This is a genomic window from Plantactinospora sp. CNZ320, from assembly GCF_002846275.1.
Map to the genome: position 1 here is coordinate 6,112,206 of NZ_PJMP01000001.1, position 15,105 is coordinate 6,127,310.

Genomic DNA, 15,105 nt, shown 5'->3' on the forward strand with positions numbered 1-15,105 from the left:
GGCGCGAGTACTCGCCGGTGGCGGTGGGTACCGTGGGGTGATGGGCGAGGTGATCTGGCTACTTCTGCTGGTGGTGCTGCTCGGCGGGGCGGTGCTGTGGTGGCGCCGCGAACGGGCGGCCCGGCAGGCACGGGAACTCGCCGACGCGCGGGCCGAGGCCGATCGCTGGTACGAACGGCTGGGCGGGCAGTTGATGAACCTGCACGGTGACGAACCGGCGGTCCGGCAGGCGCTGGCCGACGCGGGGGAGCGCTACAACGCCGCCGGCAGCCAGCTCGAACAGGCGCGCAGCGTCCGGCAGTACGAGCTGGCCCGGGAGACCGCCCTGGAAGGGCTGGCGTACGTCCGGGCGGCCCGGACGGCGCTCGGCATCGACCCTGGCCCGGAGCTGCCGCCGCTGGCCGCCGCCCGGGGTGTCGGCGCGGTCACCGTGCCCAGGGAGGTGCAGGTCCAGGGCGAGACGTTCCGGGCCGGGCCGACTCCCGGCTCGGCGACGCCCTACTACTACCCGGGCGGGCGGATGCAGGGCCGGCCGGTGCCGGCCGGGTGGTATTCGACCCCGTGGTGGAAGACCGGCCTGGCTGCCGGCGCCGGCGTGCTCGGCGGGATGCTGATCGCCGACGCGCTCTTCTCGCCCGCCTTCGCCGATCCGGGCTACGACGCCGGCTACCAGGACGGCTCCGCCGACGGCGCGGACTACGGCGACGCGGGCGACGCCGGAGCGGCCGGCGACTTCGGCGGCGGGGACTTCGGTGGTGGAGATTTCGGTGGCGGAGGGTTCGGTGGGGGCGACTTCGGCGGCGGGGGAGATTTCTAGCCGTACGCTCTGATTGTCCCGGTGTCCCGAGCGGCCCTCGGGCTAGCCGTCCGGCGGATGGTAGGGCTTACCGGATGGTTCTTTCCGGGGGCAGCCGGCAGAGTCGTCAACTGTGAGCGTTGAGGTGGAGACCCTGGAAAGGCGTCGGTCGACGGTTGCCGGACGCTGGATGACCAGCCTGGCCGTGGCCAGCCTCGGGGTGGCGGTGGTGACCGTGACCGCACAGTCGATCGACCGTTTCCACTGGTGGGCCGGCTTCATCCTGGTACCCGGAGCCCTGATCGCCGCGTCCGGCGGACCGCTGCTGGCCCGTGGCGGCGGCCGTGCCTTCGTCGGCTACCTGCTGGCCTGCGTCGGCGGGTTGGTCTTCGCGGTCGGCACGCTGCTGATGCTCGGGGTGATGGGGCGCGGCTGGCCGTTCATGATCACTCTTCCGGCGCTGGCGATCGCCGGCACCTACCTGTGGCGGTCGCCGGACCCGCTGGCCCGGGCCTTCCACCGCACGGTGGCGATGCTGGCACTCAACACCGCCGCGCTCGGGTTGACCTTCCTGCTGCTGGTCAACGACGCGGTGGACTTCGGCTCGACCGGCTGGTGGGGCGCCTTCATGATGGTCGGCGGAGCGATCATCCTGGCCAACGGCCTGGAACTGCTCCGGCACCGGATCATGTACCGGGCCCAAGCCGTCACCCTGGCCGTCGGCCCGGCGGTGATCGCCTTCCTGCTCGGCCTGCGTTTCCTGCGCGACTGGCCGTTCCAGTTGTGACCCGACCCCGACCCCGACCCCCGGGTTCTGCCCCCCCGAGGGTCGGGTGTGTGCCGTCAGCGGGGGAGCCGCCAGGTGAGCCCGTGGCCGTACGGGTAGCGGACCGTCGCCGGGTCGGCCGGGTCCGGGACGCTGACCGGGAGCTTCCCGCGCGGTGCCACCTCTCCGACGAGTACCCGGGTCAGCGCCTCCATCGACGCCTTCAGGTAGCCGAATGTGACGAGCTGGGTCGGTACGTCGTCGAAGTGTCCGACGTCGTAGGCGTCCCGTACCGCCACCACCACGACCGGGCGGCCGGTGGCGGCCAGCGCGTGCACCAGCTTCTGCTGTCGGGCGTTCGGGTCGGTGACCTCGGTGTCGAAGGCCTTCTGGGTCAGCACGATCGTCAGGTCGTTGGCCTGGGCGGCAGCCACCGCCTCGGCGATCTTCGCGTCGTTCGGCAGCCCGGTCGGTAGCGTGGTGGTCCGGTTGCCCCGGGCGGCCAGCCCGGCGGCGAGGGTGCCGACGTTGTCGAAGGCGCTCGAGTTCCAGCCGGCGACAAGTACCGACCGGTCGGTCTTCGGCAGCGGCAGCAGCTTCGCGTCGTTGCGGACCGCCGTCACGGTACGGTCGGTGATCTCCCGCAGCTCGGCCAGGTGGGCGGGCTGCCCGACCACCTGCTCGGCGGTGGCCGGGTCGACCGGCGGCACCCCGTCGAGTACGCCCCGGCGCTGCTTGACGGTGAGGATCCGGCGTACCGACTGGTCGATCCGGGCCTCGGTGAGTTCGCCGGAGGCGACTGCGGCGAGTACGGAGTTGACCGCCAGGTCGAGGTTCGGCGGCATCAGCAGCAGGTCGGCACCGGCCTTGAGGGCGAGTACCGGGACGCGGTCGTCGCCGTACTTCTGGCGTACCCCGGCCATGGCGAGCGAGTCGGTGACCACCACGCCCCGGAAGCCGAGCCGCTCCCGGAGCAGTCCGGTGAGGATCGGCGCGGAGAGCGTGGCCGGGTCGCCCGAGGCGTCGAGCGACGGTACGACGATGTGCGCCGTCATGATGGTGTCGATCCCGGCGGCGATGGCGGCCCGGAACGGCGGTGCGTCCAGCCGCTGCCACTCGTCCCGGGTGTGGTGGATCACCGGCAGCGCGGTGTGGCTGTCGTCCCGGGTGTCGCCGTGCCCGGGGAAGTGCTTGGCGGCAACGCTCACCCCGGCGCCGGTCTGGAAGCCGACCACCTGGGCGGCGGTCATCGCGGAGACCAGTAGCGGATCGGAGCCGAAGGAGCGTACCCCGATCACCGGGTTGGCCGGGTTGACGTTGACGTCGGCCGTCGGCGCCCAGGCCTGCTGGATGCCGACCGCCCGCAGTTCCCGGCCGGTGATCCGGGCCGCGGTGTACGCGTCGACCAGGCTGCGCCCGGCGCCGAGCGCCATGTTGCCGGGGAAGAGCGTGGCCGGGGCCGGCAGCCGCTGCACGATGCCGTGCTCCTGGTCGGTGGAGATGAGCAGCGGGATCTGGGGACCGTTGGCGGCGGCGCTGGCCTGGAGTCCGTTGGAGAGCGTGGCGATCTGCCGGGGTGAGTCGAGGTTATGTGACCAGGTGAAGTAGATGACCCCGCCGAGGTGGTACTTCGCCACCACCTCGGCCCCGGTGTCCACCCCGTACGCCTGGCGGTTGGCGGTGGCGTCGGCCGCGCTCGGCGCGGTGGCGGAGCCGCCGTAGACGTAGGTGGCGAAGAGCTGGCCGACCTTCTCGGGCAGGCTCATCCGGGCGATCAGCCGGTCTATCGAGGACGGTTTGGCCTGGCTGGAAAGTGTGGCGTGGCTGGGCGGTGCGGCTTGGGTGGGCGGCGCGGCCTGGGTGGGCGGACTGGCGCCGCCGGCCGCGAGCAGGGCGATCGTGACGCTTGATGCCAGTAACCGGACCCGCATGGCGCCTCCAGGTGACTCATCCGACCCTATAAATTAGTCCGCCCCTCCCGCGCTGGGCAAGAAGCTTCTCTGATATTGCCAACGTCGAAGGAAAGCTTCATTCTGGTCGTGGCTGGCGGGAGTCGGGCTGACGAGATCGGTCGATGAGCGACACGGAGGTGTGGCGATGCGTCCTCGAAGCATCGGTCGTCGGAGGGTCGGCAAAGGACTTGTCGGTGCCGGAGTCGGCGCGGCCGTCCTGGTCACGGCCCTGGCCGTACCCCAACCAGCGACCGCCGGCCCGAAGGTGGGCCAGATGGTCACCGGCCCGAAAGTGGGTCAGGCGGTGACCGGCCCGAAAGTCGGTCAGATGGTCACGGGCCCGAAAGTGGGTCAGGCGGTGACCGGGCCGAAGGTGGGCCAGTCGGTGGTTGCGGGTCGGGGCGGCGGATGGCAGGACGGACCGCCGACCGTCGGGCCGGACGACGTCCGATTCGAGCGGCGCACGCTGCGGACCGGCCGGCCCCAGGAGGTCGGCCTGCTGCCCGAGTACGTCGACCGGCTGCGCACCGACGCCGAGGCGTACCTGGCGCCGACCCCGGACCACCCCACCTTCCCGACGTACGCCGGAGCCGTACTGCTCGCGGCCAAGGACGGGGTGATCGTCCGGCACGAGGCGGTCGGCACGGCGGTGAAGTACAGCGCGGTCGGGCCGGCTCCTGGACGTGTCGGCGTCGAGTTGCCGGCCGAGCAGCAGATCCCGATGCGCGAGGACACCATCTTCGACCTCGCCTCGATCTCCAAGCTCTTCACCACTGTGGTTGCGCTGCGCCAGGTCGAGCGCGGCACCGTCGACCTCGACGCGCCGGTGGTCCGGTACGTGCCGGAGTTCGCCGCCGGTGGCAAGGAGGCGGTGACCGTACGGATGCTGCTCACCCACACCGGCGGACTGCCCGCGTTCTCGCCACTGTGGAGCAGCTACCCGACCCCGGAGGCGCGGGAGGCGGCAGCCCTGGCGATCCCGTTCGCCGCCGGTGCCAGCCCCGGCAACCAGTACGTCTACTCCGACCTCGGGCTGATCGCACTCGGCGTACTCGTGGAGAGGGTGGCCGGCCGCCCGCTGGAGCAACTCGTCGCGGACGAGGTGACCGGGCCGCTGCGGATGGTCGACACCGGCTACAACCCGGCGGCGGCGCTGCGGCACCGGATCGCCGCCACCGAATACCAGCCGTACGCGAACCGGGGCATGGTCTGGGGCGAGGTACACGACGAGAACGCCTGGGCACTCGGCGGGGTGGCCGGGCACGCCGGACTCTTCTCCACCGCCGCCGACCTGGCCATCTTCTGCCAGATGCTGCTCAACGGCGGCGAGTACCGGGGCGCCCGGATCCTCCGCGAGTCGACCGTGCGGGACATGCTGGTCAACTACAACGCCGGACTGGAGAGCCGCTATCCGGAGAGTGACCGGGGGCTCGGGGTGGAGCTGCACAAGCACTGGTACATGTCCGGGCTCGCCTCGCCTGTCGCGTTCGGGCACACCGGCTTCACCGGCACGTCCATCGTGATCGACCCGCTGTCGCACACCTTCCTGATCCTGCTGAGCAACCGGGTGCACCCGGACCGGAACTGGGGCAGCAACAACGTGGCCCGACGGGCGCTCGCCCGCGACCTGGCGTACGCGACCCCGGTCCGGCCGCCGCTGGGCGGCACCGCCTGGCGCGCGGACGACCTCGACGGCGGCAGCGTCACCCTCACCGCGCCGCTGCGCCGCGCCGCCGGCCGCGCCGCGTTGGCCAGCTTCCAACTCTGGTACGACACCGAGCCGCGCTACGACCAGCTGCACTTCCAGACCTCGGCGGACGGTGGCGAGACCTGGACGCCGGTCGACGTGAGCCTGGTCGGGCCGACCGGCCGGTGGACCGCCGAGGGATCGGTCACCGGCTACGGCGGCCGGCGCTGGTGGCAGGCGTTCGCGGAGTTGCCGGCCGGCACCACCGACCTGCGCTGGAGCTACACCACCGACGGCAGCTCCCAGGGCCGGGGCGTCTACGTCGACAACCTGCTAGTGGTCGGCACCAACGGCCTGCTCTTCTCCGGCGAGGGCACCGACGCCACCCGCTTCGTCGCAACCGGCTGGACCCCCTCCCGCAACTGACCCGCCCGCTGTGGTTCGGGGCTCCAAGATTCTTGGCGAGTTCTGGTCGGCCAGGCCATTACTCGCCAAGAATCTTGGGCTGCCGGGGTTGTCCACAGGTGGGGTGGGTGGGTGTCTGGCCGTCACGATGTGCCGGACGTCATGGCGTGCCAGACGTGGGCGGCGTGGCGTTCGGCTCGGGGTTCCTGATCAGGATGACGCCGTATGCCACGATCCAGAGCAGCCAGAGCAGCCAGCCGATCAGCCCGAGCAGTGCGAGCGGGTTGACGCCGTCGTTGCCGTACGGGCTGCTGGTGGCGGCGAGGAAGAGCAGCGCCGCGCCGAGCAGACCGACGGCGGCATGCCAGCGGCTGACCAGACCGAGCCGTCGGCCGCTGACGGAGAGGCCGAGCAGTGCCGTCGCCAGGAAGATCTGGTTGAAGCCGAAGAGTGCGTTGTGCAGGCCCCAGAGCCCGGCCACGGCACTCAGACCCTGCGCGGCGGCACCCGGATCCTGCGCGGCGGCACCCAGACCCTGGCTGGCGGCCGACGCCACGGCCAGCCGGGACGCCCCGACACCGGCGAAGGCCACGCACTGCATGAGGATGCCGGCGAGACCGACCACCGCCCAGCCGTCACCGCCCACCCAGCCATCACCACGCAGCTGGCCGGCACCGCCTACCTGGCCATCACCACGCAGCTGGCCGGCACCGCCTACCTGGCCGTCACCACGCAGCTGGCCGGCACCGCCTACCTGGCCGGCACCGCGTGTGCGGCCGTGGCGCCGCAGGGCGGTGAAGGTGCCGGCGGCGAAGATGGTGCCCAGCAACCAGGCGGCGGGCAGCAGGGCGGAGGTGAGGCGGAGTGCGTCCGACTCGCTGGCGTGGACCTTGGCTATCTCGTCGAGGCTCATCGCGTCGGAGGGGCTCGGGAAGCCGGCCGAGACCAGCACCAGGTTTCCGCCGAGCAGGAGCAGTACGAAGCCGATCCCGGCCATCCCGGCCAGCCGTTCGAAGCGCACGAGCTTCCCCTTAATTGAGTTTACGATGCTTATATTGAATATAGATAGCGACAAGAGGGAGAGCAAGATGGCGGAAGCCCCGGAACGGCGGCGGTACGACTCGCTGGTCCGGACCGCGCAGGCCGACGAGACCCGCCGGCAGATCGCCCAGGCGGCCCGCCGGCTCTTCGTGGCCCAGGGGTGGGGCCAGACGACCGTCCGGGACGTGGCCCGCGAGGCAGGCGTCTCGGCTCCGACGGTCTACGCGGCGTACGGGAACAAGAAGGGTCTGGCCATCGCGCTGATGGACGCCGCCGACCTGGCCGCCGATCCCGACCAGCTGGTGGCGGACCTGACGGCGGCCGACGACCCGCCCGGCCAACTCGCGGTCTCGGTCGCCTTCCACCGCCGGCTGTACGAGCGGGCCGGAGACGTGATCCTGCTGCTACGCGAGGGCGGCCGGACCGAACCGGAATTGGCGGCTGCCTACCGGGAAGGACCCCGGCGCGGCGAGGAGGCCCTGCTGCGACTCTTCTGCTCCTGGCCCGCCGGCACCTTCGCCGACGGCGTCGATCCGCGTACCGCCGTCGACATCTACGGCGCGATCTGCGGCATCGACGCGTACACCGTGCTGACGGTCGAACGGGGCTGGTCGCCCGAGCGCGTCGAGCGCTGGTGGACCGGCTTGCTCACCCGGGAACTGCTGCGCCGACCGCCCCGCCCGACCGGTTAGGAAGGGCCCCTTCTACAACAGAAAGCGATATGAGGGGGCCCTTCCTTACCGGCGTCAGAAGGCGCAGGCGATGACGAGTTCCGGGGTGCGGTCGGGGAGGAAGTCGAGTTTGCCGATCCGGCCCGCCGCCTTCAGGTCACCGGCGATGCTCGCCAACTGCTCCAGCATCGCCGCCGGGCCGAGCGCCTCGGCCAGCGGAATCTCGGTACGCATCGACACCTTCCGCTCCGACTTCGCCCGGCGTACCTGGGTCAGCGCCGCGCCGGCCAGCTCCAGCAGGGCCGGGTCGCCGTCGGCGGCCACCCGCGCGATCTCGTACGTCGTCGGCCAGGGCGAGCGGTGCACCGAGCCGTACCGCCACCAGGACCAGACCTCCTCGGTGACGTACGGCAGGAACGGGGCGAACAACCGCAGCAGCGTGGAGAGGGCGGTGGCGAGTGCCGCCCGGGCCGACTCGGCACCCGGACCCTCCCCGTAGGCCCGCTCCTTCACCAACTCGATGTAGTCGTCGCAGAACCGCCAGAAGTACGCCTCGGTCACCTGCATCGCCTCGGTGTGGTCGTACCTGTCGAAGGCGGCGGTGGCGCTGGCGACCACAGTGGAGAGTCCGGCGAGCATCGACCGGTCCAGCGGCTCGGTCGCCGCCGCCCGCAGGGCGTCGCCGGCACCGAGGCCGAGGGCGAACTTGGACGCGTTGAGCAGTTTGGTGGCGAGCCGCCGGCCGATCCGGATCTGTCCCGGGTCGAACGCCAGGTCGGTGCCGGGCCGCCCGTTCGCCGCCCAGTAGCGGACCGCGTCCGGGCCGTGCTCCTCCAACAACCCCAGCGGAGTCTGCACGTTTCCCTTGGACTTGGACATCTTCTTGCGGTCCGGGTCGAGGATCCAGCCGGAGAGCACCGCGTCCCGCCAGGGCAGCACCCCGGACTCCAGGTGCGCGCGCACCACTGTCGCGAACAACCAGGTACGGATGATCTCCTGCCCCTGCGGCCGCAGGTCCATCGGGAAGACCCGGGAGTAGAGGTCGGGGTCGTCGAGCCAACCGCCGACGATCTGCGGGGTGAGTGACGAGGTGGCCCAGGTGTCCATCACGTCCGGATCGGCCATGAAACCGCCCGGCTGGCCGCGCTGCGCCTCGGTGTAGCCGGCCGGCACCTCGGAGGTCGGGTCGACGGGCAACGCTGCCTCGTCGGCCGTGAGAGGCTGGGAGTAATCCGGCTCGCCAGCGTCGTCGAGCCGGTACCAGACCGGAAACGGCACCCCGAAATAGCGCTGCCGGCTGATCAACCAGTCCCCGGTCAACCCGCCGACCCAGTGCTCGTAGCGGTGCCGCATGTGCGCCGGCACCCAGTTCAGCTCGGTTCCCCGGGCGAGCAGCGCGGCCCGCAGCTCGGCGTCCCGGCCGCCGTTGCGCAGATACCACTGCCGGGTCGAAATGATCTCCAGCGGGCTGTCGCCCTTCTCGTAGAACTTCACCGGGTGGGTGACCGGCCTCGGCTCGCCGTCCAGGTCGCCGGAGTCGGTCAACAGCTCCACGATCCGCCGCCGGGCCGCGTTGACCTTGAGGCCGGCGAGTTCGGCGTACGGGGCCGGGGCGACCCCGGCCGGCGGCTCCGGCAGCAGCCGGCCGTCCCGGCCGATCACCACCCGGGCGGGCAGCCGCAGCTCCCGCCACCAGGTCACGTCGGCCAGGTCACCGAAGGTGCAGGTCATCACCAGCCCGCTGCCCTTGGCCGGATCCGCCAACGGGTGGGCGTAGACGGTCACCTCGGTGCCGAACAGCGGGGTCCGGACGGTACCGCCGACCAGGTCGGCGTACCGCTCGTCGTCGGGGTGGCAGACCAGCGCCACGCAGGCCGGCAGCAGCTCGGGGCGGGTGGTCTCGACGTACACGTACGGCTCGTCGCGGCCGGGGCCGGGCCCGATCGGGGTACCGGCGCTGCCCGGCCCGGAGGCGAGCACCTCGAACCGGATCCGGTGGTACGCCCCCGGCCGCTCCCGGTCCTCCAGCTCCGCCTGCGCGACGGCCGTACCGAAGCCGACGTCCCAGAGCGCGGGCGCCTCGGCCGAGTACGCCTCACCCCGGGCCAGGTTACGCAGGAACGCCCGCTGCGCGGTGGCCTGCGCGGTACGGCCGATCGTGGTGTACGTAAGCGACCAGTCCACCGACAACCCGAGGCGTCGCCACAGTTCCTCGTAGACCTGCTCGTCCTCGGCGGTCAGCGAGGCACACAGCTCCACGAAGTTGCGCCGGGAGATCGCGATCGGGTTCCGCCGGGCCTCTTCGCCGACCGGTCGCTGCGGCGGCTGCCAGTCCGGGTCGTACGGCAGGCTCGGGTCACAGGCGACCCCGTAGACGTTCTGCACCCGGCGCTCGGTCGGCAGGCCGTTGTCGTCCCAGCCCATCGGGTAGAAGACCGTCCGGCCGCGCATCCGCTGGAACCGGGCCACCGTGTCGGTGTGGGTGTACGAGAAGACGTGCCCCATGTGCAGTTCGCCGGATACGGTCGGCGGAGGAGTGTCGATCGCGTACACGTCCGACCGGCTCTTCGTCCGGTCGAAGGCGTACGTCCCCTCCTCCTGCCACCGGTGGGCCCACTTCTCGGCCAGCCCGTCCAGGCTCGGCCGCTCAGGGACACCGGTGCGCTGCTGTCGCTGCGCGTCCGTCATCCGCCGATGGTACGGGAGACGGCCGGGCGACCGACCGGGATTTCACCCCGCCGAACCACCGTCGGACGGTGACTCGGCCGGCCAGTCCCCGGTCAGGAACGAGCGGACCAGGGCGGCGTGCGACAGCGGGGTGCCCTGGTCGGCGACATCGGAGTTGGTGGTGTAGTCCAGCAGCACCACGTCCCGGACGGCGGAGATCCGGCGCAGTTCGGCGACCAGTTCGGCCGCCGGATGCTCCAACACCCACCGGTATGTCGGCAGGTAGACCAGCCGGCGCGCCTCGGCGTAGCCCAGCAGCCGGTCGCCGGTCAACCCGGCCCGGTGCCCGCGCACCGGGCCGTGGCGGCCCGACCTGCCCACATCGCAACGCATCCTGCCGTCCGGGTACGACATCCCACCCCGGCTGCCGTGACTGCCGTGGACGCCGGCTGCCGGCTGCCGCGGCTGTCGTGGACGCCGGCTACCGTGGACGCCGTGATTCCTGAGGCGCTGGCCAGCAATGCCCGGCAGGTGTGGGGGGCGGCCGGCGTCCGCTGGCTCGCCGAGCTGCCCCGGGCGCTCGCCGAGGTGGCCGCCGACTGGGAGTTGACAGTCGGCGAGCCGTTCGACCTGTCGTTCCACTACGTCACAGCGGTGACCTGTGCCGACGGCCAGCCGGCGGTGTTGAAGCTGGGTGTGCCGAGCGGGCAGTCGCTGCGTACCGAGGCAGCCGCGCTGACCGCGTTCGCCGGCCGGGGCGCCGTACGCCTGCTCCGCGCCGACCTCGACCGGGGCGCCCTGCTGCTGGAGCGGGCCGAGCCCGGCGGGCGGCTGCGCGACCTGGTACCCGGCCGGGACGCCGAGGCGACCTCGGTGGCGGCGGAGCTGCTGCGCCGGCTCGCCGTACCGCCGCCCGCCGACTGCCCGTTGCCGGACCTCTCGACCTACGCCGCCGGCTTCGACGACTATCTCGGCGCCCACGGCGACGGCGGACCGCTCCCGGCCGACCTGGTCACCCGGGCCGGCGGCCTGATGCGCGAGCTGTGCGACTCGGCGACCGAGCGGGTGGTGCTGCACGGCGACCTGCACCACGACAACATCCTGCGGGCGGAGCGCGAACCCTGGCTCGCCATCGACCCGCACGGGCTGGTCGGCGATCCCGGGTTCGAGGTCGGCGCGCTGCTGTACAACCCCGAGCCGGACGACCGGGATCCGGCGTTGACCGCACTGGTGCCGGCCCGGGTCGAACAGCTCGCCGACCTGCTGGCGATGCCGATGGACCGGGTGGTCGGCTGGGGCTTCGTGATGGCGGTGCTCTCGGACGTCTGGTGGGCCGAGGACTGGAAACCGGGCGGCCCGTCGCCGGACAGCCGGGGCCTGGACGTCGCGCGCCTGCTGCTGCCCCGGCTGGGCTGAGCGAGCGCCGTCCGGCGGCCACCGGACCGCCCGGCCCGGACGGCTGCCGTCGCGGCAGGAGACCGCCACGGAGTTCGACCGGCTCTTCGACCGGCTCCTCGACCGGTCGTGCACGGTCGGGTCAGCGTCGCAGGCTGAGGCGGAACTCGGCACCGACGCCGGCCGGGGCCGGTGAGCGCAGGGTCAGGTCGCCGCCGTGCGCCAGCGCGATCTGCCGGGCGATCGCCAACCCGAGACCCGTTCCGGGTACGTCCCGCCGGCCGCGCCAGAACCGCTGGAAGACGTACTCCTGCTGGTCGGCGGGAATCCCCGGTCCACTGTCGACGACCAGTACGGCCACCTGCTCGGCGGTTGCCTCGACGTCGACCCGTACCGCCGAGCCGGCCGGGGCGTACCGGATGGCGTTGTCGACCAGGTTGGCGACGGCGCGGCGTACCGTCGGCTCGTCCACCGCGCAGGTCACCTCCGCCGGCCCGTCGACCGAGAGCCGGATCCGTCTCGTCGCGGCGAACACGCCCGCGTCGTCGACGACCTGGCGGACGATCCCGACCAGCTCGGCCGGTCGGCGGTCGAGGGTGCGGGCCCGGCCACGGGCGTCGACGAGGAGTTCGTCGATGGTCGCCCGTAGTCGTACCGCCGCGTCCCGGGAGCGTTCCAGCCCTCGGCCGTACAGCTTGACGGTCGGGTCCGGATGCGAGAGCAGCACCTCGGCGTTGGTGACCAGCACCGCCAGCGGAAGGCGCAGCTCGTGGCTGGTTTCCTCGACGAGTCGCCGCTGGGTGTCGGCGGCCCGTTCCAGCCGGTCGAGCATCGCGTCGAAGCTGGCGGCCAGCGCCACCACCTCGGTGGGTCCCCGGTCGAGCCCGGTACGCCGGCTCAGGTCCGTACCCTCGATCTCCTCGACGACCCGTCGCATCCGGGCGATCGGGCCGACCGCCCGGTCCGCCCACCACCAGGCCAGCCCGGCGGCGACCGGGGCGAGGGCCAGTACGGTCCAGGTCGCCCAGCCGGCCCGGTCGGTGACGGTCTGCCGCACGACCTCGCCGTCCGGCCCCAACCGGGTCTCCGTCTCGGTGTCGGTCACCAGGATGACGCCGAACAACAGCAGCGCTGGTACGTAGCTGGCCAGGAATCCGAGCACGGCGAGGCGTACCCGCAGCGAGGCCCAGGCGCGGCTCACGACCGCTCCGTCAACTGGTAGCCGGCCCCGGTGATGGTGGCGATCGGCGGCGGGTCGCCGAGTTTCCGACGTAACCGGCTGAGGATCACCCGTACCGACGCGGTGAACGGGTTGGCGTGGGCGTCCCAGACGTGCTCCAGCAGCTCCTCGGTGGAGAGCACCCGGCCCGGATGGTGCATGAAGTAGCGCAGCAGCGAGAACTCCCGGGCGGTCAGCTCGAGTTCGGTGCCGCCCCGCCAGGCCCGGTGCGCGGCCTGGTCCAGGGTCAGGTCGCCGACCCGCAGCGTCGCGTCGCATGCGTCGCCCCGTCGGCCGAGTGCTCGGAGCCGGGCCACCAGCTCGGCGAAGTGGAACGGCTTGACGAGGTAGTCGTCGGCACCGGCGTCCAACCCGGCCACCCGGTCCGTGACGGCGTCCCGGGCGGTCAGCACCAGGCAGCGCCGGGGCCGGTGCAGCTCCGGATCCCGGCCCAGCCGCCGGAGGAGGCCCAGTCCGTCCCCGTCCGGCAGCCCCAGGTCGAGGCAGGCGACGTCGTACCCGGTGAGCCGGAGCAGATCCTCGGCCTCGGCGTAGCTGGCGGCCAGGTCGACCGCGTACGACTCGTTGCGCAGGCCGAGGGCGACCAGCTCGGCGAGATCGGGGTCGTCCTCGACCAGCAGGATGCGCATGTCGTCGACCTTCCGGTACGCGGGTCGGGTCAGCGGGCCGGCTCGGCGGTGTACCGCCCGCCCGGTCCGACGATGGTCAGCCGGCCGGAGACGAACTCGACGGTGACCTCCGGGCCGTTGCCGGTCGGGTCGTCCGGGCGGTAGCGGCCGTGGCCGGGATCGGGGCCGGGTCCGGGTCCGGCGGAGACGAGCGCGAGGCGCGGCGCTTCGGTGCCCACCTCGGCGGCCTCCACCCCACCCTCCGGGTTGACGGCGTACCAGGCCAGCACCTGGCGAGCGTCGGTGGCGACGGTGACGTAGCTGCGTACCTCGCCGTCCCGCACCACTGTGCCGCCCGGGACGATGCCGGTGATCCGCCCGAACGCCTCCTCGAACGCCCTGCGTTCCTTCCGGCCCTCCTGGGTCTTCCCGTCGAGCAGCGCCATCACCCGCTGCTCGTGCCGGCGCAACTCCTCGGCGGGTACGCCGCGCGGCGGGAAGAGCGCGGCGACGGCGTCGGCACCGCTTGCCGTGACGGAGAGCTGGTTGCCGGCAACGCTCACCTCGAAGCCACCTCCCGTCTCCAGCCGGTATTTTCCGACGGTAGCCGGCACGGGCGCGCCGCCGACCGGAAGACTCGGCGCCGGCAACGGCCTGCCGGCGAGCAGTGCCGGACCGGCCTTCTCCAGCAGTTGTTCGGCGCTCACCCGGGGGCCGTTGCTGGCGATCGCGACCACCCGCTCACCCTCGGGCAGCCAGGCCACCACCGCGTTGTGCCCGATGTCGCCGCCGCCCCCCGCCGTGGCCAGGAAGGGCCTGCCGTGGACCGAGGCGTCGTACGCCACCCAGCCGGGTGTCTCGGACCGGCCCTTGCCGAGGTCGTGTCCCGGGGTCCCGATCGTCCTTACCGACCCGGTCGAGACGATCCGGCCGGTGAACAGCGCGTGGGTCCAGGCCGCCAGGTCACGGACGGTCATCGCCAGCCCGCCGTTGCCGTCGACCGCCCAGTGCGGCCCGCCGAAGCTGCCCGACTCGCCGGTCCGGCCGCCGTCGAGCCGGCCGACGGCCCGGGGACCCGGGGCGGCCGGTTCGCCGTCCCAGAATCCGCCGGCCACCCGCCCGTCGGGCAGCGGCAGGATCTGCCGAATCGTGTAGTCCCGGTAACCCTGGCCGGAGACCTGCTCGATCAGGAGTGCCAGCAGCGTGTAGCCGGCGTTCGAGTAGACGTATCCGGTGCCCGGTGCGAAGGCCAGGTCCAGCCTGCCGATCGCCGCGAGCGCGCCGGCGCGGTCCAGTGGCTTGTGGTCGGTGCCGTGCGAGCCGTTCAACCCGCTGGTGTGCAGCAGCAACTGCCGTACGGTCACCCCGGCGGCCGGGCCGGTCAGTTCCGGCAGTACGTCGCCGACCCGGGTGTCGAGGGTCAGCTTCCCCTCGTCCACCAGCCGGAACACGGTGGCTGCGGTGAACGCCTTGGTGACCGAGCCGATGCTGAAGACCGTGTCGACGGTGTTCGGGGTTCCGGTGGCCTCGTCCGCCGACCCGTAACTGGCCAGGCAGTCGAAGCGGCCGCCGGTCGAGATCGCGATCGAGCCGCTGAACCCGGCCTGTGCCCAGGCCCGGAAGGCGGCGTCCAGCCCGGCGTCGCAACTCGCCGCCGCAGCGGTCGGGGTGACGGTCGACGCCTGCGGCGGATCGCTGTCCTCGGTGCAACCGCCGGTGGCCAGCGCCGTCACGAGCAACGCCGCCACGAACAGCCTGTGGTGTCTGGTCATGGCCCGAAGGTAGGAACGCTCCTGCGAACCTGAGGTAAACGGAACCACCCGTACCCGTCGGCGGTCGGTTCGTCGGTGGTCAGGCCGGGGGCGGGGCCGGGTCAG

The 15,105-nt window shown here is 72.4% G+C and carries 12 protein-coding genes; 5 read left to right on the forward strand and 7 right to left on the reverse strand.

Translation table 11 applies throughout. The features are described 5' to 3' along the window. Positions 1 to 40 precede the first annotated feature (40 nt). Both CLT71_RS27455 and CLT71_RS27460 read left to right on the forward strand, forming a co-directional pair. A complete protein-coding gene (locus CLT71_RS27455) occupies positions 41 to 817 on the forward strand; it encodes a hypothetical protein (protein ID WP_101369658.1) in 777 nt (258 codons plus the stop codon). Between the two features lie 112 nt (positions 818 to 929). Continuing rightward, the gene (locus CLT71_RS27460; protein WP_101369659.1) at positions 930 to 1,583 is read left to right on the forward strand and encodes a hypothetical protein; all 654 of its coding nucleotides are present in this window, start codon (positions 930 to 932) and stop codon (positions 1,581 to 1,583) included. A gap of 56 nt (positions 1,584 to 1,639) precedes the next feature. On the opposite strand, the gene CLT71_RS27465 is transcribed toward CLT71_RS27460, so the two are convergent. Further along, on the reverse strand, positions 1,640 to 3,493 hold the full coding sequence (locus CLT71_RS27465; protein WP_101369660.1) for a glycoside hydrolase family 3 protein: 1,854 nt from the start codon (positions 3,491 to 3,493) through the stop codon (positions 1,640 to 1,642). A gap of 349 nt (positions 3,494 to 3,842) precedes the next feature. On the opposite strand from CLT71_RS27465, the gene CLT71_RS27470 reads away from it, so the two are divergent. Further along, the gene (locus tag CLT71_RS27470; RefSeq protein WP_143743637.1) at positions 3,843 to 5,627 is read left to right on the forward strand and encodes a serine hydrolase; all 1,785 of its coding nucleotides are present in this window, start codon (positions 3,843 to 3,845) and stop codon (positions 5,625 to 5,627) included. 139 nt (positions 5,628 to 5,766) lie between these two features. Here CLT71_RS27470 and CLT71_RS37550 read toward each other — a convergent pair whose 3' ends face one another. Continuing rightward, the gene (locus CLT71_RS37550; RefSeq protein WP_199187739.1) at positions 5,767 to 6,627 is read right to left on the reverse strand and encodes a hypothetical protein; all 861 of its coding nucleotides are present in this window, start codon (positions 6,625 to 6,627) and stop codon (positions 5,767 to 5,769) included. 67 nt (positions 6,628 to 6,694) lie between these two features. Here CLT71_RS37550 and CLT71_RS27480 point away from each other — a divergent pair, with 67 nt between their 5' ends. Further along, positions 6,695 to 7,339 (forward strand): TetR/AcrR family transcriptional regulator, encoded by a 645-nt coding sequence (locus tag CLT71_RS27480; protein WP_101369662.1) that lies wholly within the window; start codon positions 6,695 to 6,697, stop codon positions 7,337 to 7,339. 54 nt (positions 7,340 to 7,393) lie between these two features. Here CLT71_RS27480 and valS read toward each other — a convergent pair whose 3' ends face one another. Together valS and CLT71_RS27490 are read right to left on the reverse strand one after the other, a co-directional pair. After that, positions 7,394 to 10,006 (reverse strand): valine--tRNA ligase, encoded by a 2,613-nt coding sequence (gene valS, locus CLT71_RS27485; RefSeq protein WP_101369663.1) that lies wholly within the window; start codon positions 10,004 to 10,006, stop codon positions 7,394 to 7,396. 42 nt (positions 10,007 to 10,048) lie between these two features. Then, positions 10,049 to 10,366: a DUF6939 family protein gene (locus tag CLT71_RS27490; RefSeq protein ID WP_158242318.1), complete on the reverse strand. Its 318-nt coding sequence runs from the start codon at positions 10,364 to 10,366 to the stop codon at positions 10,049 to 10,051. Positions 10,367 to 10,480: 114 nt separating this feature from the next. On the opposite strand from CLT71_RS27490, the gene CLT71_RS27495 reads away from it, so the two are divergent. Beyond that, a complete protein-coding gene (locus CLT71_RS27495; RefSeq protein ID WP_158242319.1) occupies positions 10,481 to 11,401 on the forward strand; it encodes an aminoglycoside phosphotransferase family protein in 921 nt (306 codons plus the stop codon). A gap of 121 nt (positions 11,402 to 11,522) precedes the next feature. Here CLT71_RS27495 and CLT71_RS27500 read toward each other — a convergent pair whose 3' ends face one another. Genes CLT71_RS27500 through CLT71_RS27510 form a run of 3 tightly spaced genes read right to left on the reverse strand, consistent with a single transcriptional unit; the run spans position 11,523 to position 15,000 of the window. Continuing rightward, positions 11,523 to 12,581 (reverse strand): sensor histidine kinase, encoded by a 1,059-nt coding sequence (locus CLT71_RS27500; RefSeq protein WP_101369666.1) that lies wholly within the window; start codon positions 12,579 to 12,581, stop codon positions 11,523 to 11,525. Beyond that, on the reverse strand, positions 12,578 to 13,249 hold the full coding sequence (locus tag CLT71_RS27505) for a response regulator transcription factor (protein ID WP_101369667.1): 672 nt from the start codon (positions 13,247 to 13,249) through the stop codon (positions 12,578 to 12,580). Before CLT71_RS27505 ends, CLT71_RS27500 begins: the two co-directional genes overlap by 4 nt. Before the next feature lie 29 nt (positions 13,250 to 13,278). Next, the gene (locus CLT71_RS27510) at positions 13,279 to 15,000 is read right to left on the reverse strand and encodes a serine hydrolase domain-containing protein (RefSeq protein ID WP_101369668.1); all 1,722 of its coding nucleotides are present in this window, start codon (positions 14,998 to 15,000) and stop codon (positions 13,279 to 13,281) included. Positions 15,001 to 15,105 lie beyond the last annotated feature (105 nt).